Genomic DNA, 20,955 nt, shown 5'->3' on the forward strand with positions numbered 1-20,955 from the left:
GAACCTCGTCCATCGGGACCCAATTCCTTGTGAAGAACTTCACGAACTTTCCCGACGGAGTGTCGCCGCGGGGCCCGTCACCCTGTCGCACCAGCACCTGTTGCCCGCCCACCGGGGGTGCGTTCAGATCGAAGTGCGATCACCAACCCCCTCATTGATTGGGAGAGCAGCATGCGCATCCGTACCGCCATCGCCGCAGCGGCCCTGGCCACCGCAGCCACCCTCGGCGCCGCCGGCACCGCCCTCGCCGACGACCACGACGACTACAACGGTCACCACGGCCACAACGAGGCCGAGTTCAGCGGCAACGCCCCGTCCCACGAGTCGGCCGACTGGGGCAACGGCAACTGGAACTCGGTGGCCGCGTTCGGCGACCTGGTGCAGGACTGACGCGTCCCACCGCGTGACGAGCGGGCCCCGGCACCTCTCCAGGTGCCGGGGCCCGCTCGTCGTCGTGCTGGGAACGGCCGTCCTACGCCTCCAGGTCCGGGGCCTGCCTGCGCAGTTCCTCGGCCTCCTCCGCCACCTTGTGTGCGATGCCGTCGAGGATGTCGTGCTCGCTGACGACGACCTCGCGGGCGCCCACCCTGTCCATGATCGCCAGAAGTACGAGGGCGCCGGATGTGATGACGTCGACGCGGCCCGCGTGCATCACCGGGATCGCGGCGCGCTCGTCGTGCGTGGCGTGCGTCAGCCGCTCCACGATCTCCTTGACCCGCTCGTACGGGATCCGGGAGTGGTGGATCGCCTGCGAGTCGTAGGCGTCGAGGTCCAGGGCGATCGCGGCGACCGTGGTCACCGAGCCGGCCAGGCCCACCAGCGTGCGGGCCTCCTTGAGCGGCACCGTCCGCTCGGCGAGGTCGAGGGCCGCCTCGATGTCGGTGCGGATCGCGGCCAGCTGATCGGGCGTCGGAGGATCGGTGACCACGCCGTCCCGTACGAGGTGACGCTCGGTCATCCGCACGCAGCCGACGTCGACCGAGCGGGCGGCCTGCACGTGGTCCGCGCCGACCACGAACTCCGTGGAGCCGCCGCCGATGTCCACGACCAGGTACGGCGTCGCCACGTCGTCCCGGCCGGTCAGCTCCTTGGTCGCGCCGGTGAAGGAGAACTCGGCCTCCTGGTCGCCGGTGATGACCTCCGGCTCGACGCCCAGGACGTCCAGGACGCCGCGCACGAACTCGTCGCGGTTCTCCGCGTCGCGGGAGGCCGAGGTGGCGACGAAGCGGACCCGCTCGGCGCCGTGCTCCTTGATGACGGCGGCGTACTCGCGGCAGGCCGCGAAGGTGCGCTGCAGCGCCTCGGGGGCGAGGCGGCCCGTGCGGTCCACACCCTGGCCGAGGCGGACGATCTGCATCCGGCGGTCGAGGTCGACCAGCGCGCCGGTGGCGGGGTCGGCGTCGGCCACGAGCAGGCGGATCGAGTTCGTGCCGCAGTCGATGGCGGCGACCCTGGTCATGCGCCCTCCCCCTCGGAGGCCGCGCACGGCGTGACGCACGGGCCCTTCGCCCACCACTCGGGCAGCATCGCGAGGGCCTCGTCGCCCAGCGGGTTCACCCCGGGGCCCGCGGCCAGCGAGTGGCCGACCAGGACGTGCAGGCACTTCACCCGGTCCGGCATGCCGCCCGCGCTCGGGAAGCCCTCCAGGACCTCGATGGCGTCACGGCGCGCGAGGTAGTCCTCGTGCGCGGCGCGGTACGCGGCGGCGAGATCCTGATCGGTCGTCAGCCGCTCCGACATCTCCTTCATGACGCCGTTGGCCTCCAGCGTGCCGATCGCGGAGGCGGCCCGGGGGCACGTCAGGTAGTACGTCGTCGGGAAGGGCGTCCCGTCCGGGAGACGCGGCGCCGTCTCGACGACGTCCGGCTGCCCGCAGGGGCAGCGGTGCGCGATGGCCCGGAGCCCGCGCGGCGGGCGGCCGAGCTGCTGCTTGAAGGCCTCGACGTCGGCGTCGGTGGGCTCGGTGCGCTCAGTGGTCGGCGGGGGCGTTTCCATGCCTGTCTTTCCATCGGTCGGTCAGTCGTGGGGACGGTCGGCCTTGTCGACGCCGTCCCAGACGTTGGAGTACCACGGGCGGGCGGCCGCGCCCTGGTCCGGGCGCCGGCTGTGCGCCGCCGCGGGGTCGATCACCGTGAAGCCGGTCTCGCCGGGCATCACGTAGTGCAGCCGGTCGCGGATGCGCTGCTCCGCGTACGCGTCGTCCTGCCAGCGGGCCTTCTCGTCGCGCAGCTTCTCGACGTCCGCGTGGTGCTCGGCCTGCTGCCGGCGCAGGTCGTCGATCTCGGCGCGCTGGGAGACGTACTGCCGCATCGGATAGGCGAGCGCGACGACCAACGAGCAGAGCACCAGGGCGAGAAGGGCGGCGCGGCCGGTGAGCCGGGAGCGGCGGGCCTGGCGCTTGGTCTGGGAGCGGTAGACCCGCTCGGCGGTCTGCTCGCCGAGCAGCCGCAGGCGGGTCGCGGTGGAGAACCGGTCCTTGGTCCCGGCCTTGGCCATGGTTCCGCCTCCCCAGAGCTGCGCGTATACGTGCGTACGTCCCCGCACACGGTACGGGACCGGGTGCGGGGACGTACGTAACTACTGGTCCGCGAAGCGGCTGTGCCTACTGGTCCACGAGGCGGCTGTGCCTACTGGTCCGCGAGCCGGAACCGCGGGAAGGCGCTGCGGCCCGCGTAGACGGCCGCGTCGTCGAGGATCTCCTCGATGCGCAGCAGCTGGTTGTACTTGGCGACGCGCTCGGAGCGGGCCGGGGCGCCGGTCTTGATCTGGCCGCAGTTGGTGGCGACGGCCAGGTCGGCGATGGTGACGTCCTCGGTCTCGCCGGAGCGGTGGGACATCATGCACTTGAAGCCGTTGCGCTGGGCCATCTCGACGGCGTCCAGGGTCTCGGTCAGCGAGCCGATCTGGTTGACCTTGACGAGCAGGGCGTTGGCCGAGTTCTCCTCGATGCCGCGGGCCAGGCGCTCGGGGTTGGTGACGAACAGGTCGTCGCCGACGAGCTGCACCTTGTCGCCGAGCTGCTCGGTGATGGTGTTCCAGCCGGCCCAGTCGTCCTCGAACAGCGGGTCCTCGATGGAGACCAGCGGGTACGAGGCGACGAGCTCCGCGTAGTACTCGGTCATCTCGGCGGCCGAGCGGGACTTGCCCTCGAACTCGTAGGAGCCGTCCTTGTAGAACTCGGAGGCGGCGACGTCGAGCGCCAGCGCGACCTGCTCGCCCGGGACGTAACCGGCCTGCTTGATGGCCTCCAGGATGAGGTCGAGCGCGGCGCGGTTGGAGTCCAGGTTCGGGGCGAAGCCGCCCTCGTCGCCGAGGCCGGTGGACAGGCCCTTCTCCTTCAGCACCTTCTTGAGGGTGTGGTAGACCTCGGTGCCCCAGCGCAGCGCCTCGGAGAACGACTCGGCGCCGATCGGCGCGATCATGAACTCCTGGATGTCGACGTTGGAGTCGGCGTGCGACCCGCCGTTCAGGATGTTCATCATCGGGACGGGCAGCAGGTGCGCGTTCGGACCGCCGAGGTAGCGGAACAGCGGCAGGTCGCTGGCCTCGGAGGCGGCGTGCGCGACGGCGAGCGAGACGCCGAGGATGGCGTTGGCGCCGAGCGAGCCCTTGTTGTCGGTGGCGTCCAGGTCGAACATGGCCTGGTCGATCAGGCGCTGCTCGGTGGCGTCGTAGCCGACGAGCTCCGGGCCGATCTGCTCGATGACGGCGAGGACGGCCTTCTCGACACCCTTGCCCTGGTAACGGTTGGGGTCACCGTCACGGAGTTCGATGGCCTCGAAGGCACCGGTGGAGGCACCGGACGGAACGGCGGCACGACCGGTGCTGCCGTCGTCGAGGCCGACCTCGACCTCGACCGTGGGGTTGCCTCGGGAGTCCAGGATTTCCCGGGCTACGACGACGTCGATGGACGGCACGAGCATCTCCTTCTGGGATGTGACGCGTTTACGCGAGCCGCTTCGGCCCTGCGTCTCCTGAGCCTAACCGGCTCCGGGGCTTCAGCCAGCCGACCGCCCGTCCCGTGGGACGGACAAGAGGCGAAATCCCCGGGAAACAGGACGGAAGACCGCGTTTTACTCGCTGGTAGCGAACACGGCGGGGGCGGACATGGCCCCGCCCCGGTGCGTACGGGGGATACGCGCACCGGGGCGGGGAGCCCGTGGGGACGGGGTGGCCGTGCGTCCGCCGAGGCACGGCCGGGTGGGGTCCGGGAGGGTCAGCTCAGGTGCAGCTGCTGGCCCGGGTAGATGAAGTCGGCGTCGTCGATGATGTCGCCGTTGAGCTTGTAGACCTTCTGCCAGCCACCCTTGACGTGGTGCGACTGGGCGATCTTGGAGAGGGTGTCGCCGGTCTCGACCTTGTACTCGCCGTCACCCTTCTTGACCGTCTTGCCGGTCGGGGTCTCGACGGTCTTCTTGGACTCGGTCTGCGGCGTGGGCTGCGGCTTGGGCGCGGCCTGCTTCTGCTCCGGAGCGGCCTGCTGCCGCGTCTGCTGCGGCTGCGGCTTCTCCTGCTGCTGCGGGGCCTGCTCCTGCTGGCCGCCGCCGCTGCTGGGGGAGGCGCCCGAGAGGCCGACGCCGCAGGACGGCCAGGCACCCTTGCCCTGGCCCGCGAGGACCTTCTCGCCGATCTCGATCTGCTGGGCCTTGGAGGCCTTGTCGGCGGACGGCGCGTACTTGGTGCCGCCGTACGCGGCCCAGGTGGACGGCGAGAACTGCAGACCGCCCTGGAAACCGTTGCCGGTGTTGATGGACCAGTTGCCACCGGACTCGCACTGGGCGACGGCGTCCCACTCGGAGGCGGTGGCGGCGGAGGCCGAGCCGGCCGCCATCAGCGGAGCGGCGACGGCCGCGCCGGTCACACCGACGAGGGTGGCGACGCGCGTGGCCTTGGACGGACGACGGTGCTTGCCCTTGCTGGAAAGCAGCATGAGTTGATCCCCTACACCGACGCCTGCGAGGTGAGCTGTCGGGTTCGGGCCGATGTGGTTGCCCGGTCGCACTCCTTGAGCGCGACTTCACCCCTAGCCGTTCCCGTCCGTCTCGCGGCGCTCAGCCTCTCGGCTGCCCCACCCCTCAACGGACGGACCCGGCACAAACCTTGGGTCCCCCGCTCCTGCCCACGGCGCTCTTGAGCGACGACTGTTCCCGTCCGGCCGTTGGCAGGATTCGGCGTACCGACCGGCGGGGCCCACCAGTGGCGAGCGGTGACGACGGTAATCACGTCTTCCACACAATTTCAAAGACGATCAGGGCTTCTGAGACCCATGTCTCACTCGCGCCAAAGCGGACATACGACGCGAAGGCCCCGCCCGACTCTTCGTCAACTACCGTTACTTTTCGCCCAGATCGAGGCTCTGACCGGGGAGGATGAGGTCCGGGTCGGCGCCGACGGTCTTCTTGTTCTCGGCGTAGAGCTCGTGCCAACCGCCCGCCACGTCGAGGTCGTCGGCGATGAGCGAGAGGTTGTCCCCGGAGCGCACCGTGTACGACCCGTCGGCGATGCCGCCGTCGCGGTCGGCGCCGCGCGAGGCGTGCCGTCCCGGACGGTCGCCGCCGGCCCGCTCGCTCTCGTCGACGCCACCGCGGTGGCGTCCCGCCGAGGCGCCGTCCGAGCCCTCGGCGGGCGCGGTCGACCCCTCGGAGCCGGGCGAAGCGGGGTCCTGCGACCCGGACTTGCCGTCGGCGTCCGCGTCACCCGCGTCGACCTTGCCGTCCTTACCGCCCTTGCCGTCCTTTTCGCCGGACTCGTCGTGATTCTTGTCTCGCGCGTCGTCGGCCGAACCGGGCGTGTCGTCGTCCGCGGACGGTTCGCCGGCGTCCGAGGACGGGTCGGCCCTCTCGCCCTTGTCCGCGTCCGTGCCCTTGTTCTTGTCCGCGGAGTCCTTGGCCGCGTCGTCCGTGCCCTTGGCGTCCTCGGAGTCCTCGGCGCCCTTCGAACCGTCGGCCTTGCCGCTCCCGGTCGAGCCGGTGGAGTCGGGCGCGTCGTCCGGGGTCTGCGGGAGCGGGGCTCCGGGGTCGACGTCGGCCGCGGCGCCGCCGTCGGTGAGACCGGCGATCGGGGCGCAGCTCGGCCAGGCGGCGGTGCCCTTGGCGTCGAGGACCTTCTCGGCGACGGCGATCTGCTGCGACTTGGAGGCCTGGTCGGCGCTGGGCGCGAACTCGAGGCCGCCGTGCGCCTCCCACGTCTCCTGGGAGAGCTGGAGCCCTCCGTAGTAACCGTTGCCCGGATTCGCGCTCCACGCGCCGCCGCTCTCGCACTGGGCGAGCTTGTCCCACGTGGCGGTGTCGGCCGCGCTCGCGCTGGTGGCGGCGAGCAGCGGGATGGCGATGGCTGATCCGGTGACGCCTGCCGCGACGATGAGAGCCGGGGCCTGGCGGGGGCGTCGGTGACGACCATGACCGGAGAGCATGCGGTTGCCTTTCAGGAGACTGCAGCGACAACTGGGGCGCCCGGGGGCGCTCAAGTCGTCGTGAACGTAGTCGCAGTCGAACGCTTGTCACAAGTCGATGCAGCGGAGATCACGTGAACATCACAGTCGTGACGGTCCGTCAGCCCCGGCCCGGGGGCTGTGCGTCCGTGAACTCCACCGGCAGCGTGCGCAGTCCCCGCATGATCAGTCCGCCACGCCACCGCAAATCGGCAGGATCCGCCGCGAGTTGCAGGTCGGGAAGGCGCCGCAGCAGCGTCGCGAGGGCGGTCTGCCCTTCGAGCCGGGCCAGCGGTGCGCCGAGGCAGTAGTGGATGCCGTGGCCGTACCCGAGGTGCTGATTGTCACGGCGGGAGAGGTCCAGGGTGTCGGCCCGGTCGAAGCGGTCGGGGTCGCGGTCCGCGGCGGCGAGGACGACGAGGACGGGGTCGCCGGCGGCGATGTCCTGGCCGCCGATGCGGATCGCCTCCGTCGCGAACCGCCAGGTGGCGAGCTCGACGGGACCGTCGTAGCGCAGCAGTTCCTCGACGCCGGTCTCCAGGAGCCCGGTGTCGCCGTCGGCGAGCGCCTGCTGCAGCCGCGCGCGCTGCTCGGGGTGGGTGAGGAGCGCGTACACGCCGTTGCCGATGAGGTTGACGGTGGTCTCGAAGCCGGCGAAGAGCAGGATGAAGGCCATGGCGGCGGCCTCGTTCTCGGTGAGGTGCTCGCCGTGGTCGGAGGCCTTGATGAGACCGGAGATGAGGTCGTCGCCGGGGTCGAGGCGCTTTCGGTGGATGAGTTCGGCGAGGTAGCCGCGCATCTTCTTCACCGACCGGGCCACCCCGCCGCGCGGCCCGCCGCCGTGCCGGATCATCATGCCCGCCCAGTCACGGAAGTCGTCCTGGTCCTCGCGCGGGACGCCGAGCAGGTCGCAGATGGCGTAGATGGGGAGCGGGAAGGCGAACTCGTGGATGAGGTCGGCCGTGCCACCGGGACCGTCGCCCTTGGCGACGACCGCGTCGATGAGCTGGTCCGTCAGTTCCTGCACCCGGGGCGCGAAGGCAGCCACGCGGCGCGGCGTGAACGCCTTGGAGACGAGCCGGCGCAGCCGGGTGTGGTCCGGCGGGTCGATGTTGAGCAGATGCGTCATCAGCTCGGCCTTGCGCTCACCCGGGATACCGGTCTTGCCCTTGGCGTGGGCGGGCTCGTCGTGGTGCGCCGGGTTCTTGCTGAGCCGCTGGTCGGCGAGGGCCTCCCGGGCGTCCGCGTACCGGGTGACCAGCCAGGCCTCCACGCCGCTCGGCAGGGTGGTGCGGTGCACCGGCGAGTTCTCCCGCAGCCAGGCGTACGCCGGGTACGGATCGGTGGCGAACTCCCAGCTGAAGAGCTCGGGCTGCGGTGAGCCTCCGGCGACGGGGCAGGGGGTGACGGCTGGCGGCTGCTGGTCGTGCATGTGGTCGACGGTATCCGCTCATGCGGGCCTGTCCGACCCTTCCCTTCGTCGCCCGGAGGGCGGCTTCGCGGCGTCTGGTGCGTGCTCTCGGCGTGCCGGGTGCAAGCCCTCGTACTGGATGTACTTGGGCTTACGCCCGGTGCGGCGAGAGTGCGTGCCGGGCGTCGCGGAGCAGAAGGGAAGGGTCGGACAGGCCCTAGGGGGGCGTCGGGCGGAGTGGGCCCTTGAGGCGGCGGGCGGCCGACTCGTCGCCGGCGGTTCGGGCGATGCGGAAGTAGTGGACCGCCAGGTGCTGGTGGACCTGGCCGAGGAGGGCCGCCGCGCCCGGCTCGTCCGCCTCGGCGGCGGCCGTGAGATAGGGGACCGCCTCCGCGTAGGCGACGCGGGTGGCGAGCAGGTGGCCCAGCGCGGCCGCGGCGCGGGTGTCCCCGCGGTCCGCCGCGTCGCGGAAGAATTCTTCGGCGCCCGCCAGGTCCCCCTCGTCGCGGGCGAGCCGGCCGAGCCACAGCAGGGCGTGCACGTCCCCGCTCGCCGCGCGCGGCGTGAGGGCGAGGCGGAAGGCGGCGGCCAGGGCGTCCAGTTCGGCGGTGTCGTGCGGTTCCAGCTCCCGGTACGCGCGGATCCACGCGCTGTCCGGCAGCGGCTCGGTACCGGCGGACCGGGCCGCGTCCGCGACCAGCGACCCGCACGCCCGCCAGGTGCCGGGCCACTCGCCGGGCACGAGCAGTCCGCTCACCCCGTGCCGGAGCGCGGCGGCCCAGGCCAGCGCCGCGTCGAGCTCCTCGTGCCCGGCGTCGTCCGCCTCCCCTGCCTTCCCCGCCGTCCCCGCCCCGGACTCCGTCCCGTACTCCGCCTCGTACTCCTCCTGGAAGCGGGTCAGCAGCTTCGGTGTGACGCCCCGGGTGAGCCCGCACCGCGCGAGGTCGATCGCCGCGCGCACCAGCAGGTGCCCGAGCCGGTGCGGGCCGCCGCGCCGGGCGGACCTGCGCCACTCGTCCCACAGTTCGGGCCCCACCGCCAGGTACTCGGTCACGCCGAGCGTGCCGCGCCACCGCACGGCGTCCACCAGGCGCGGGTCGTCGGCGGCCGCGAGCCGCGCCAGTTCCGCCGCGCTCCACCGGCACGTCAGCTCGACGGTGGCGGCGGCGCTGAGGACGCGCGAGGCCGGGCCCGCGCCGAACCGGTGCGCGTCGTACGCCTCGTCCCGCATCGTCGCGAGCACCAGCACGCCCTCGTGGGTGAGCCGGGCGAGCAGGCCCGCGGTGAGGCCGTGCTCACCGAGGTGGTCCTCCAGGTCGTCGAGCCACACCACGTGACGGGCCGTGGGGGCGCGGTCCGGGATCCTGCCCGGCAGCTCGCGCAGGTCGGTCCCCGGCTGCGGGGCGTGCACCCGGGCGTCGTCCCCGGCGCCGTGCTGCAGCGCGGCCCAGGCCGTCATCGTCTTGCCCGAGAGCGGCTCGCCCGTGACGACGACCAGGCCGCCGTCGGTCACGGCGAGCGTGATCATCGCCGCCAGCTCACGGTGGCAGTCGCGTTCGACGTACGGCGGCAGGCGCTGCTCGAAGCCGAAGCGGCGCGCGGGGCGGACACCGGGGGCGTGCCGGCGCAGCGCGCCGACACGGGGCCAGCCGTCCGCCCCCTGCGGCGCGCCGCCCGCGTAGTTGTTCTGGACACCGATCACCTGACCGCCGGGTCCCGCGGCGCCCGCGCCGAGTTCGACGTGGTCACGGCCGACCCGGGGCGACGTCAGGTGCAGTCCGCCGCTGATGACCCCCGACTGGATCAGGTACTCGACGGCGCTTCGGGACACGCTGTTGTACGGGCCCGGGGGCACGCCGTTGTACGGGACCGGGGGCACCGGGCCGACGGGCGCACCGGGCGGCGGAACGGGCGCCGGTCCACCGGGCGGTGGCGGAACTACGGCTCCGGCGACTCCGATGACCCCGTCGACTCCGGCGGGGGCGGGCGGCGGAACAGGCGGCTCGGCTTGCGCGGCGCCGAAGCGTCCCGCGGGAGCCGGGCGAGGTAGGACAGCGGGGTGCCGCAGGCCTCGCAGAAGGTCGGCTCCCACGCGCGGTGCCCCTGCGGGCAGAGCACGGACCGGCTGACGACCCCGCCCCCGCCGAACTCCGTGACCAGCGCGAGGAGTTCCGCCCGCACCTCGTGCTGCTGCCGCGACGGGGCGGACGCCGCGGCGAACACGTTCCGGTACCAGCGCGCCTCGAACTCCCGGGGATCCGCCCCGGCGCGGGCCAGCTGCCGCGCGGCGACGTCCAGCATCAGGCTCTCCCCCGCCATGACGCCCCCGGCCAGCAGGAACCGCGAGAACCGGGGCCGCGCCTCGACCCACCGCCGCGACCCCATCGCGGCCACCAGGGCGGCGGTCGCCGAAGCCGCCAGCTGCTCCAACTCCGGTTCCACCCGAACCCCCTCCGTAGCCGAACGGCTCCAGGGAGCAACGGTACTAGCGCCGGTCCGCCGCTCCCCCGCCTTCGGCGGCACGCACCGCGTCGCGGTAGGCCCGCGCCGCGACCCGCAGCGCCGCCTCCGGGTCGACGCCCTCGGCCTCGGCCCGCAGGGCCAGCGCGAGGAGTTCGTACCCCACGCCCTCCCCCGTCGGCGCCGTCACCTCGAGTCCCTCCGTGCGCGCCCGGGACGCCAGCTTCGCCGTGAGCGCCAGGCCGGGCTGGCCGAGCGGGACGCCCTCGGTGACCGAGGTGCGCTGCTTCTCCTGCGCCTTCGTGCGCAGCCAGTGGGCCTTGACGTCCTCCGGGGTCCGCGCCGACTCATCGCCGAAGACGTGCGGGTGGCGGTGGATGAGCTTCTCGACGATGCCGCCCGCGACGTCGTCGATGGAGAACGGCGCGTCCTCTTCCCGCGGGCCGCCCTCCTCGGCGATCCGCGCGTGGAAGACGACTTGGAGCAGGACGTCGCCGAGCTCCTCGCGCAGCTCGTCCCGGTCGCCCTCCTCGATCGCCTCGACGAGTTCGTACGCCTCCTCGATCGCGTACTTCGCCAGGCCCTGGTGGGTCTGGCGCGAGGACCAGGGGCACTCCTCGCGGATCCGGTCCATCACCTGGACGAGGTCGAGCAGGCGCGCGCCCGGCAGGTCGTACGAGGCGGGCAGCAGCTCCAGGTCCGGCATGGCGACCCGGCCAGAGCCGGCGAGCCGGGCCAGGCCGTCGGTGAGGGGGCTCTCGCCCTCGGCGGTGGCGAGCACCAGGACCGTGCGCCCGCCCGCGCAGGCGTCGACCAGCTCCTGCGCGGTGGGCGCCGCCTGCTCCACGCGTACGCCCGCCTCGCGCAGATACGGCAGCTGCGGGTGGTCGGCGTCGGCGCACAGCACCGCGTCGGCCGCGTGCAGGGCCTGCCAGGCGGGCCAGGACAGCAGGCCGGGCGCGACGCGGTGGCTGGTGGTCAGCAGGATGACGCGGCCGACGGAGGCGCCGGGGGCATCGGGCGCGTGGGAGGCGTCGGGCTCCTGGGACGCGTGGGGCGCGTGGGAGGCGTCGGGTGCGCCGGCCGGGGGCGGGGTCTCGGTCTCGTTCACCCCTCGAACGTAACCCAGCCCGCCGACACCACCCGGCCGGTCAGGCCCGCTGCTCCTGCTGGGACGCCCCGGTCTCCGAGACCTGCCGCAGCCACGGCGTCTTCGTGTCCGTGCGCTTGTTCTTGTCGACGTCCCACGTGCCGTACCGCGGGTTCAGATCGATGTCGAGCTTCTTGGAGGCGCCGGAGAGCGCCTTCCAGAAGAGCGCCTGGCCCTGCGGCGAGTTCATGTCCGCGCCCAGCTTCCGGGCGAGCTTCTGCGCCTCGATCTCGGTGCGCAGGCTCTCGTCGAGGCGGGCGGGGGCGACGCTGTACTGCTGCAGCCAGCCGCGCTCCAGGGCCTTGCGGCCACCGGCCTGCTGTTCGAGGCCGGTGCGCATGGTCTGGATGTCGCGGCGCGTGACGTCGACGCCGGCGTCGGTGGCCGCGCGGTGCAGCACCTTGTCCAGGACCATGGTGTGCAGCGTGGAGCGGGTGAGGCCGCCGGACTTGGCGATGGCCTGCGCGTACTGCGCGTCGTCGGGGACCGCGGCACGCTGCGCGTCGCGCACCTCGTTCACCCGGCCCTCCAGCTGCGCGACCGTGATGCGGTCGCCGCCGACGACGGCCGCGGCCCCTGGGTGCGCCTCGCTGCCGCAGGCGGTCAGGAGGGGGGCCGCGGCGACGGCGGCCGCGGAGAGGATGAGCGCTGTGCGACGACGGCAGTGCAAGGAAGCCTCCCGTTGGAGATTGTGCGGCGGTGCACAAAGTCTTGCGGTGATCGATGTTAGGCAGTGGCCGTCGTCTCGGCCAGCCATTCGACACCTATTCGACCAACGATTTCCCGGGGGTTGGGGCACCCTCGCCCCGCCGTACGAGCGCCGGCCGCGCACGTGTCCGAAACGGTGGTCTCCGGCGGGGGGGCCTTGCGGCGGGCGGGCGCGTTGCGGCGTGCGGGCGTCACACGGCGTGCCGGACCCAGACGTTCGGCTCGACGTACACGCCGTAGCCGCGCGCCGGTTCGCAGTGCACCGGCACCAGGGCGCCCGGTACATCGACCGGGCCCTCCGCGTCGAAGGGCAGTCCGGTCCACTCGCGCCACTGCGCGGTCGACCCCGACACGGTCATGGAGGCGTGCGCGACCTTGTCGATGACGCCGCCCGCCCGCACGTGCACCCGCAGCCACGGGTCGTAGGGGAGGCCGTCCTCGCGGGTGCGGTACGCGTACTCGTCGATCGGTGCGGTCGGTTCGAGGTGCTTGGCGTTGGGGCGTACGGGCGCGACGACCTCGGTGAAGCCGCGGGCGCGGGCGTTGTCGCGCATGGCCGCGAGCATCCGTCCGGAGAGGCCTTTGCCGCGTGCGGTCTCGTCGACGGTGATCTCGATGGCGCTGACGGTGTCCGCCTGCTTGCCGTGCCGCAGGTCGGAGAAGGCCCACAGCATGACCTGGTCCCAACCGCCGTCGGGCAGGTCGCCGCCGGTGCGGTCGCGCAGGGCGAGCGGGACGCTGAAGGCGCGGGCCAGGACTTTCGCGTCGCCCGCGTCGGTGCCGGTGCCGGTGCCGGTGCCGGTGCCGGTGGGGGCGTCCTCGTCGGTGGCTACCAGGACGTACTCCGGGAGTTCCGCGACGATCCGGCCTATCAGCGACCAGCCGACGGGGTCGTGCAGGATGAACTCCGGCCAGTCCTCGGCCATGCGCCAGGCCGGACCCGCGAGGTCGGGCCGCTCGGCCAGGGTGGTGATCTTCAGGTCCATGGGGCGGACGGTACGGGGTCCGCGGGGCGGGGGGTATCGGGTTTTCCGGCCGCGCGTGCGTCGGGGCTGGGCGCGCAGTTCCCCGCGCCCCTGGACGGCCCCTCCGGGGCCCCGGGTGGGTTGCGGTCGTTGGATTCCGCGCGTGAGTGGGGGCTGATCGCGCCGTTCCCCGCGCCCCTTAAAGGCCCCTCCGGGGCCCCGGGTGGGTTGCGGTCGTTGGATTCCGCGCGTGCGTGGGGGTTGATCGCGCAGTTCCCCGCGCCCCTGAAAGGCCCCTGCGGGGCCCTCGGGGTCGGGCTCAGCGGGCGTGGAAGCGGGGTGGGGCCGTGGTCGGGGTTTGGCTTTGGGGGAGGTTTTGTTCGGGGCAGGTGGTCAACACCCTTTTCATGGCGGTCCGTTCCGCTTCGGTCACCCACACCCCGTACTTCTTCTTCACCGCGACCTGCCCGGCCACGTACACGCAGCGGAACCTCTTGTTCGGCGGCAGCCAGGTCGCCGTGTCGCCGTCGCTCTTGCCGCGGTTCGTGCCGGCGTCGACGGCGAGCAGGTTGAGGGGGTCGTTCGCGAAGGCGATCCGTTTGCTCGGCTCCCAGCGGAACGCGCCCTTCTGCCAGGCGTCCGAGAGCGCCACGAGGTGGTCGATGTCGACCTGGCTGCGGCCCCGACGGAACGTCACGTCCCGGCCGGTGTACGGGTCGGGCGCGAGCGTCCCGGCCGACACCCGGCAGTCGCCGCCCTGGTACCTGACGTCCTTGAGGTCGCGTTTGAGGATGTCGTCGCGGGTCGGGCAGTGGTTGGAGTCGGTGTCGGCCCAGGCCGTGCCGAACCGCTCACGGGCGTAACCGGTCTTGGGCGCACGGCCCTTGACGGTCAGCGCGTCGACGGCGGCGAGCGCGGAGCCCGCCCGCGCGCCGGGCCCCGCGGCGCCCCCCTCCGCCTTGTCCTGGTCCACGCCCTCGCAGCCGGTGAGGAGCGCGGGCACGGCGAGGGTGGCGAGCAGGGCCACGGTGGTACGCCGGTTCACCGGACGACCAGCGTGTCGCCGAGAGCGATCGGCGCGGGCGCCACCACGTCCGTGTGCAGCCCGATGCACATGCCGCGGGCGGTGGTGAGGGTCTTCAGGACCCGGTTGTCCTCGGGCAGGCCGGGCTGGGCCTGGGTGACCATGACGCACCGCTTCACGCGTTGCAGGCCGCGCAGCCGCAGCGGGCCGCCCTCCTGACCACTGTTTCCGCTGCTGCCGCCGATGACGATCTCGCGGCCCACCCAGTCCTCCTCGATCCACGGCTCCTCGGTCTCCACGACGACGTTCTTGCGCAACCGCCGTACGTCGACGGGGTCGGCGTCGCCCAGCAGGTCGGCCAGCGCGCGGAGCGACGCCGTGCCGACGATCGAGACCGGGGAGACGTCCTTGTGGCTCGTCTCGCCCTCCCGGACCAGTTCGACGCCCGCGCCGAAGCGCTCGGGGATCCGCGGGTCGCCGGGGCGCAGCGTGGCGCCGTCCGGTGCGGTGACGACGGGCGACGACGTGCCGTCCCCCTCGTACGTCGCGTAGTGCTCGAGCATCCCGCGCACGCGGCGGAAGCGGGCGTGGTTCTTGCCGCTGCCCAGCTTGCCGTCGGGGTGGCGCAGGGCCCACTCGCGGTCGCCGACGACGCCACGCGGGCCGACGTCGAGCCGCTCGTGCTCCTCGCCCAGCATCGACTTCACCGGAAACCGGCACAAACCCACGACCTTGAGCGTCACGACGCTCTCCCCTCCCCTGGGCGGAATCCCGGCCCCCACGGTACGACGCCGCCGACGCGCTCACGCGGCGGCGTGACGAGGAGCTCGCCCGCACACCATTACCTCAGCGGTAATCGACCGCACCCGCTCTTCCCGGCAGGCTCTGTCCCCTCAGCCGATCCGCTCCGAGTCCCGGGGAGGGACCATGACCGCCACGCACGCCACGCGCACGGCCGACGCCACCCGCGCCGTCGTCCAGGAATTCCTCGCCGCGCGCATGGCCGGTGACACCGCCCGGATGGTGGAGATCTTCGCCGACGACGTCGACTGGCTGCTCGCCGAGAACCCGGCCGTGCCGTGGATCCGCCCCCGCTCCACCGGCGCCGAATGCGCCGCCCAGTCCGCGGAGTTGGCGGAGCACACGGTGGCCGAGGACGCCCGCGCCTCCGTCGACACCTTCCTCGTGGACGGTACGGACGCGGTCCTGATGGGCCACCTCTCCGGCCGCGTCCGCGCCACCGGCAAGACCTTCGAGGGCCCCTTCGCCCTGCACCTGACGGTGGAGAACGGCCGGATCACCCGGCACCACCTCTACGAGAACAGCCTGTCGATCGCGCAGGCGTGCACCGTGGACTGAGCCGATTCACGGAGCCTCGGGCCCTCACTCGTAGCGGGGCAGGCCCTCCGTGGAGATGGTCCACTCGGCGATGGTGACGTCCTCGCCGTAGACGAACTCCTTGCGGGTGGCGTAGCGCGGCCCGTCGGGCGTGGTGTGGATGTCGGAGAGGACCGCCCCCGTGCCGGTGCGGGGATCGAAGATCGCGTACACCGGGATGCCGAGGAGCGGGTAGTCGCGGGTCTTGCCGACCCAGTCGTTCTCGGGGGTCGAGCGCGAGACGATCTCGATGGCGGCGATGAGGGTGCGGGGGTCGACGGAGCCTTCGACGTCGAGGTCGGTCCACGCGAGCACGATCACGTCCGGGTGGCGGAGGATGCCCTCGGGTTCGTGTTCCACATCCGGTGTCCCGGTGTGTGCCAGCAGTTCGTCAGGCATCCGCCGTTCCAGACGGCGGCTGATATGGGCCGCCGTCACCTCGTGCGGGCCCCCTGGCGTCATCATGTCGTGGACGATTCCTTCCTTGGTGATCTCGAATTTTCCGGGAAGGCCGTCCCACGCGTGCTCGACGACCTCACGCATCGCCCGGTACTGGGAGCTGCCGTTCCGCGAGCTGTCCGGGGCGATGGTCATGGCGTGCGCTCCTCGTCTGTGCCCTGGGGCAAGGGTCGTCACGTTCATGCTAGGCGGCGTCCGCCGCCTCGGGTGGGCAGCCGCGGCAGTGGCCCGGCTGCGGTGCGCGGAAGGCGCGGTCGCAGGCTTCGCAGGTCTGGAGCGGGTCGGGCCGCCGTGGCCGCGCGGGCAGCGGTGGCGGCAGCAGCGCGGTGAGGCGGTGGGCCAGCAGGGCGGCCGGGTGTCGCAGGCCCTCGGGGAGGTTCGCGGTCAGGGTGCGGCGTACGGCGTCGGGGGCGGCCCCGCGTTCCAGCCAGGCCGCGGCGCCGGGCGCCAGCCGGCGGACGTCCCGCTCGGCGAGCAGCAGCCGGGGCTCGTGGCGGTACAGGTCCGCGAGGAGCGTGACGGCGGTGCGGTGCCGGTCCAGGTCCGGGGTGGCCGGTTCGGGCAGGTCCACCTCGGAGACGGGTTCCGCGACGGCGCTCCCCGGCGCGGGCGCGGGCCGGGGTGTCGGCGCCGGGTCCGGGGCGGGCGGGGCCGTCCGGGCGTCGGGGTGCGGGCGCGTGTCAGGGTGCGGGTGGGTGCCCGGCTGGTTGTACGAGACCGTCCGGGTCACCACCCGGCCACCGGGCAGCCGCTCCCGCGTACGGGCGAGGTAGCCGTGCCGCTCCAGCTCCCGCAGGGCCCCGGCGATGCGGTGCTCGCTCTCGGGGAAACGGGCGGCGAGGAACTTGATGCCGATGCGGGCCCCGGCCGGCAGCGACTGGATGTGGACGGCGAGCCCGATCGCGAGGAGGGAGAGGCCGCGGTGCTGGGCGAGGTGATTGCCGATGACCGTGTAGCGGGCCGTGTGGCGCGAGTTGATGTGGACGACACCGGATCGGGGGGTGTCGGCCGGTACGGCGGACTGGGCGCACGGGGGCGCGCTAGGCTGGGCGAAAGCCATGGGGAAGCCTTTTCTTCCTCAAGGTCAGGCCCTCGGCCGGGATGCCAGTCCCACCGAGGGCCGTCACACGTCTGCGGTTGTCGCGGCGAGCATATGCCCGCGAACAGCCGCGAGTTCCAGCCCAGTTGGCGAATGTCACCCGCGCGAGTGACGAGCCGCGAACGGCTCCGGGCCGGGTTGGTGGGGAGGTGATTCCCCCAGGTCTTTCAGGCTTTTACGTCGCCGACGACCAGGTCCCAGTGAGCCGGTTCGCGGCGGACCGGGTCGCGGACGTCCGCGACCCGGCGACCAGGCAAGACGCGGAAAGCGGGGCGCCTAGGAGCCCAGGATCGTGGTGAGGAACTCTCCTACCCAGCCGAGCAGTTCGCGGCCGACCAGTGGCTTGCCGCCCACCTTCGCTGTTTTCGGGCGGGGGACGAGGACCTGCTGGGCGGTCACCTTGATGACCGTGCCGGGGTAGAGCCGCTTCAGGCGGAGTTCCTGCGACTCGCGCAGGTCCACGGGGGCGAAGCGGATGTTGTTGCCCTGCAGGACGATCTCGCCGACCTCGCAGGCGCGGGCCAGCATGCGCAGGCCCGCCACCAGGAGGAGGTTCTCCACCGGCTCCGGCAACTTGCCGTAGCGGTCGGTGAGTTCCTCCCGTACCGCCTTGACGTCCTCCTCCGTGGTGGCGGACGCGATGGCGCGGTAGGCCTGCAGGCGCAGCCGCTCGCCGGGCGCGTAGTCGTGCGGGACGTGCGCGTCGACGGGGAGCTCGATCTTGACCTCCAGCGGCGGCTCCTCCTCCACGCCGCCCTCCAGCGACGCGCGGTAGTCGGCCACCGCCTCGCCGACCATGCGGACGTAGAGGTCGAAGCCGACGCCCGCGATGTGGCCGGACTGCTCGCCGCCGAGGAGGTTGCCCGCGCCGCGGATCTCCAGGTCCTTCATCGCCACGTACATGCCCGCGCCCATCTCGGTGTGCTGGGCGATCGTCGCGAGGCGCTCGTGGGCGGTCTCGGTGAGCGGCTTCTCCGGGGGGTAGAGGAAGTACGCGTACCCCCGGTCGCGGCCGCGCCCCACCCGGCCGCGCAGCTGGTGCAGCTGGGAGAGGCCGAAGTTGTCGCCGCGCTCCACGATCAGCGTGTTGGCGTTGGAGATGTCGATGCCGGACTCGACGATCGTCGTCGAGACGAGCACGTCGAACTTCTTCTCCCAGAAGTCCACCACCACCTGCTCCAGGGCCTGTTCGGACATCTGGCCGTGGGCGGTGGCGATCCGCGCCTCGGGGACGATGTCCCGCAGCCGGGCCGCCGCGCGGTCGATGGACTCGACGCGGTTGTGGATGTAGAAGACCTGGCCCTCGCGCAGGAGTTCGCGGCGGACGGCCGCGCCGATCTGCTTCTCCTCGTACGGGCCGACGAAGGTGAGCACCGGGTGGCGCTCCTCGGGCGGCGTGGTGATCGTCGACATCTCGCGGATGCCGGTGACGGCCATTTCGAGCGTACGGGGAATGGGGGTCGCCGACATGGTGAGCACGTCGACGTTGGCGCGGAGCTTCTTCAGCTGCTCCTTGTGCTCGACGCCGAAGCGCTGCTCCTCGTCGACGATGACCAGGCCGAGGTCCTTGAACTTCGTCTCGGAGGAGAACAGGCGGTGGGTGCCGATGACGATGTCGACCGAGCCCTCGCGCAGCCCTTCGAGGGTCGCCTTGGACTCCGTCTCCGTCTGGAAGCGGCTGAGCGCCTTCACGCTGACCGGGAACTGCGAGTACCGCTCGGAGAACGTGCCGAAGTGCTGCTGCACCAGGAGGGTGGTGGGGACCAGGACCGCGACCTGCTTGCCGTCCTGGACCGCCTTGAAGGCGGCGCGGACCGCGATCTCCGTCTTGCCGTAACCGACGTCGCCGCAGATCAGCCGGTCCATCGGGACCGTCTTCTCCATGTCCTCCTTGACCTCGGCGATGGTGGTCAGCTGGTCGGGCGTCTCCACGTACGGGAAGGCGTCCTCCAGCTCGCGCTGCCAGGGCGTGTCGGAGCCGAACGCGTGGCCGGGGGCCGCCATCCGCGCGGAGTACAGCTTGATGAGGTCGGCGGCGATCTCCTTGACCGCCTTCTTCGCCCGCGCCTTCGTCTTCGTCCAGTCGGCGCCGCCGAGCCGGTGCAGGGTGGGGGCCTCGCCGCCCACGTACTTGGTGATCTGCTCCAGCTGGTCGGTGGGGATGTAGAGCCGGTCGCCGGGCTGGCCGCGCTTGGCGGGCGCGTACTCCACGACGAGGTACTCGCGGGTGGCCCCCTGCACGGTGCGCTGCACCATCTCGATGTAGCGGCCCACGCCGTGCTGCTCGTGGACGATGTAGTCGCCGGCCTCCAGGGTCAGCGGGTCGATCGTCTTGCGGCGGCGGGCCGGCATCCGCTGGCCGTCCTTGCCGGCCGCCTTCTGGCCGGACAGGTCGGTCTCGGTGAGCACGGCGAGCTTGAGCGCCGGGTCGACGAAGCCGTAGTCGATGGAGCCGCAGGAGACGTGCACCAGGGAAGGCGTCAGCTCGCCGAGGTCGCCGTCGAGGCGGGCCGCGATGCCCTCGCCGCCGAGCACCTCGACGGTACGGGCGGCGGGGCCGTGGCCCTCGGTGACGTAGACGGTGCGCCAGCCGTCGGCGAGCCAGCCCTTGGTGTCGGCGAGCGCCTTCGCGGTGTCGCCGCGGTAGGTCTCGGTGGCGTGCATGCCGAGCTTGAGGGTGTGGTCGTCCCCCGGCGCGTCGGCGTCCTGTGTCAGGGCCTCGTCGGCGGCGAAGGGCGACACCGACCACCACATCATGCCGAGCTCGCGCGCGTGGTCGCGGACGTCCGCGATGCCCCGGAGCGACGCGGCGTCCACGTCGATGGGCGCCTCGCCGCCGCCCGCCGTCGCCGCCCAGCTGGCCTGCAGGAACTCCTGCGAGGTCGCGACGAGGTCGGCCGCGCGGGTGCGCACCCGCTCCGGGTCGCAGACCACCGCCATGGACCCCTTCGGCAGCACGTCGAGGAGCAGCTCCATGTCGTCCACCAGGACCGGCGCCAGCGACTCCATGCCCTCGACGGCGATGCCCTCGGCGATCTTCCCGAGCAGCTCGCCCAGCTCCGGGTGCTCGTCGGCGAGGGCGGCGGCCTTCTCCCGTACGTCCTCGGTGAGCAGCAGCTCGCGGCAGGGCGGCGCCCACAGGCCGTGCTCGGCGACCTCCAGGGAGCGCTGGTCGGCGACCTTGAAGTAACGGATCTCCTCGATGTCGTCGCCCCAGAACTCCACGCGCAGCGGGTGTTCCTCGGTGGGCGGGAAGACGTCGAGGATGCCGCCGCGCACGGCGAACTCGCCGCGCTTCTCGACCAGCTCGACGCGGGAGTACGCGGCCGCCGCGAGCGCCTCGACGACCTCGTTCAGATCGGCGCTCCGCCCGGTGCGCAGCGCCACCGGCTCCAGGTCGCCGAGCCCCTTGACCTGCGGCTGGAGCACCGAGCGGACCGGCGCCACGATCACCGAGACCGGGCCGGTCTCCGGGTCGTCGGGGCGCGGGTGGGCGAGCCGGCGCAGGACCGCGAGGCGGCGGCCGACCGTGTCGGAGCGGGGCGAGAGCCGCTCGTGCGGCAGCGTCTCCCAGGAGGGGTACTCCGCGATGCCGTCCGGCGGCAGGATCGTGCGCAGCGCCGCGGCGAGGTCCTCGGCCTCCCGGCCCGTGGCCGTCACGGCGAGGACGGTGCGGCCGGACTCACGGGCCAGCGCGGCCACCGCGAAGGGCCGGGCCGCGGGCGGGCCGACCAGGTCGACGTGCATGCGGTGGCCGTCGGTCGCGGCCTTGGCCGCTTCGGCGAGTGCCGCGTCCTTGACGACGGCGTCGAGCAGACCGTGCAGGCTCATGGAGGCTTTTTCCGTCCAGATAAACCGGAGTGGTGGGCGAC

At 72.6% G+C, this 20,955-nt stretch carries 19 protein-coding genes and 1 riboswitch; of the genes, 2 read left to right on the top strand and 17 right to left on the bottom strand.

Annotated elements, in window-relative coordinates; translation table 11 throughout:
- The first annotated feature begins 171 nt into the window (after positions 1-171).
- Positions 172-390, top strand: coding sequence for a hypothetical protein (locus ACZ6CV_RS16990; protein WP_469251564.1), 219 nt, complete (start codon positions 172-174; stop codon positions 388-390).
- Between the two features lie 82 nt (positions 391-472).
- Here ACZ6CV_RS16990 and ACZ6CV_RS16995 read toward each other — a convergent pair whose 3' ends face one another.
- The 14 genes from ACZ6CV_RS16995 to ACZ6CV_RS17060 form a co-directional block, all read right to left on the bottom strand.
- Positions 473-1,459, bottom strand: coding sequence for a Ppx/GppA phosphatase family protein (locus tag ACZ6CV_RS16995; protein ID WP_469251565.1), 987 nt, complete (start codon positions 1,457-1,459; stop codon positions 473-475).
- Positions 1,456-1,995, bottom strand: coding sequence for a DUF501 domain-containing protein (locus ACZ6CV_RS17000; protein ID WP_469251566.1), 540 nt, complete (start codon positions 1,993-1,995; stop codon positions 1,456-1,458). Before ACZ6CV_RS17000 ends, ACZ6CV_RS16995 begins: the two co-directional genes overlap by 4 nt.
- Positions 1,996-2,016: 21 nt before the next feature.
- On the bottom strand, positions 2,017-2,496 hold the full coding sequence (locus ACZ6CV_RS17005) for an FtsB family cell division protein (RefSeq protein ID WP_469251567.1): 480 nt from the start codon (positions 2,494-2,496) through the stop codon (positions 2,017-2,019).
- Positions 2,497-2,627: 131 nt separating this feature from the next.
- Positions 2,628-3,917, bottom strand: coding sequence for a phosphopyruvate hydratase (gene eno, locus ACZ6CV_RS17010; RefSeq protein WP_362376916.1), 1,290 nt, complete (start codon positions 3,915-3,917; stop codon positions 2,628-2,630).
- A gap of 299 nt (positions 3,918-4,216) precedes the next feature.
- Positions 4,217-4,930, bottom strand: coding sequence for a transglycosylase family protein (locus tag ACZ6CV_RS17015; RefSeq protein ID WP_469251568.1), 714 nt, complete (start codon positions 4,928-4,930; stop codon positions 4,217-4,219).
- 4 nt (positions 4,931-4,934) lie between these two features.
- A riboswitch (cyclic di-AMP (ydaO/yuaA leader) is annotated at positions 4,935-5,104 on the bottom strand.
- 228 nt (positions 5,105-5,332) lie between these two features.
- A complete protein-coding gene (locus tag ACZ6CV_RS17020; RefSeq protein ID WP_469251569.1) occupies positions 5,333-6,412 on the bottom strand; it encodes a LysM peptidoglycan-binding domain-containing protein in 1,080 nt (359 codons plus the stop codon).
- 139 nt (positions 6,413-6,551) lie between these two features.
- Positions 6,552-7,862, bottom strand: coding sequence for a cytochrome P450 family protein (locus ACZ6CV_RS17025; RefSeq protein WP_469251570.1), 1,311 nt, complete (start codon positions 7,860-7,862; stop codon positions 6,552-6,554).
- 196 nt (positions 7,863-8,058) lie between these two features.
- Positions 8,059-9,672: an SEL1-like repeat protein gene (locus tag ACZ6CV_RS17030; RefSeq protein ID WP_469251571.1), complete on the bottom strand. Its 1,614-nt coding sequence runs from the start codon at positions 9,670-9,672 to the stop codon at positions 8,059-8,061.
- A gap of 107 nt (positions 9,673-9,779) precedes the next feature.
- The gene (locus ACZ6CV_RS17035; protein WP_469251572.1) at positions 9,780-10,283 is read right to left on the bottom strand and encodes a hypothetical protein; all 504 of its coding nucleotides are present in this window, start codon (positions 10,281-10,283) and stop codon (positions 9,780-9,782) included.
- Between the two features lie 43 nt (positions 10,284-10,326).
- Positions 10,327-11,412 (bottom strand): nucleoside triphosphate pyrophosphohydrolase, encoded by a 1,086-nt coding sequence (locus tag ACZ6CV_RS17040; protein ID WP_469251573.1) that lies wholly within the window; start codon positions 11,410-11,412, stop codon positions 10,327-10,329.
- 40 nt (positions 11,413-11,452) lie between these two features.
- Positions 11,453-12,121 carry a SurA N-terminal domain-containing protein gene (locus ACZ6CV_RS17045; protein ID WP_469251574.1) on the bottom strand — a complete coding sequence of 223 codons (669 nt, stop codon included), beginning with the start codon at positions 12,119-12,121 and terminating at the stop codon, positions 11,453-11,455.
- Between the two features lie 229 nt (positions 12,122-12,350).
- Positions 12,351-13,145, bottom strand: a complete 795-nt coding sequence (locus ACZ6CV_RS17050; protein WP_469251575.1) for an N-acetyltransferase — start codon at positions 13,143-13,145, stop codon at positions 12,351-12,353.
- A 298-nt stretch (positions 13,146-13,443) separates the two neighbouring features.
- Positions 13,444-14,169 carry an HNH endonuclease family protein gene (locus ACZ6CV_RS17055; protein WP_469251576.1) on the bottom strand — a complete coding sequence of 242 codons (726 nt, stop codon included), beginning with the start codon at positions 14,167-14,169 and terminating at the stop codon, positions 13,444-13,446.
- Entirely contained in the window at positions 14,166-14,891 is a 726-nt protein-coding gene (locus ACZ6CV_RS17060; protein ID WP_469251577.1) for an MOSC domain-containing protein, read from the bottom strand. The genes ACZ6CV_RS17055 and ACZ6CV_RS17060 overlap by 4 nt, the downstream gene beginning before the upstream one ends.
- Before the next feature lie 184 nt (positions 14,892-15,075).
- Between ACZ6CV_RS17060 and ACZ6CV_RS17065 the strand changes: the two genes are divergently transcribed.
- Positions 15,076-15,507, top strand: coding sequence for a nuclear transport factor 2 family protein (locus tag ACZ6CV_RS17065; RefSeq protein WP_469251578.1), 432 nt, complete (start codon positions 15,076-15,078; stop codon positions 15,505-15,507).
- Positions 15,508-15,531: 24 nt separating this feature from the next.
- Here ACZ6CV_RS17065 and ACZ6CV_RS17070 read toward each other — a convergent pair whose 3' ends face one another.
- From ACZ6CV_RS17070 to mfd, 3 genes are all read right to left on the bottom strand, one after another.
- A complete protein-coding gene (locus ACZ6CV_RS17070; protein WP_469251579.1) occupies positions 15,532-16,119 on the bottom strand; it encodes a Uma2 family endonuclease in 588 nt (195 codons plus the stop codon).
- Positions 16,120-16,168: 49 nt separating this feature from the next.
- Positions 16,169-17,044 (bottom strand): helix-turn-helix domain-containing protein, encoded by an 876-nt coding sequence (locus tag ACZ6CV_RS17075; protein WP_469251580.1) that lies wholly within the window; start codon positions 17,042-17,044, stop codon positions 16,169-16,171.
- A gap of 315 nt (positions 17,045-17,359) precedes the next feature.
- The gene (gene mfd / locus ACZ6CV_RS17080) at positions 17,360-20,914 is read right to left on the bottom strand and encodes a transcription-repair coupling factor (protein ID WP_469251581.1); all 3,555 of its coding nucleotides are present in this window, start codon (positions 20,912-20,914) and stop codon (positions 17,360-17,362) included.
- Positions 20,915-20,955: the final 41 nt, after the last annotated feature.

The organism is Streptomyces sp. NPDC041713 (assembly GCF_055591085.1).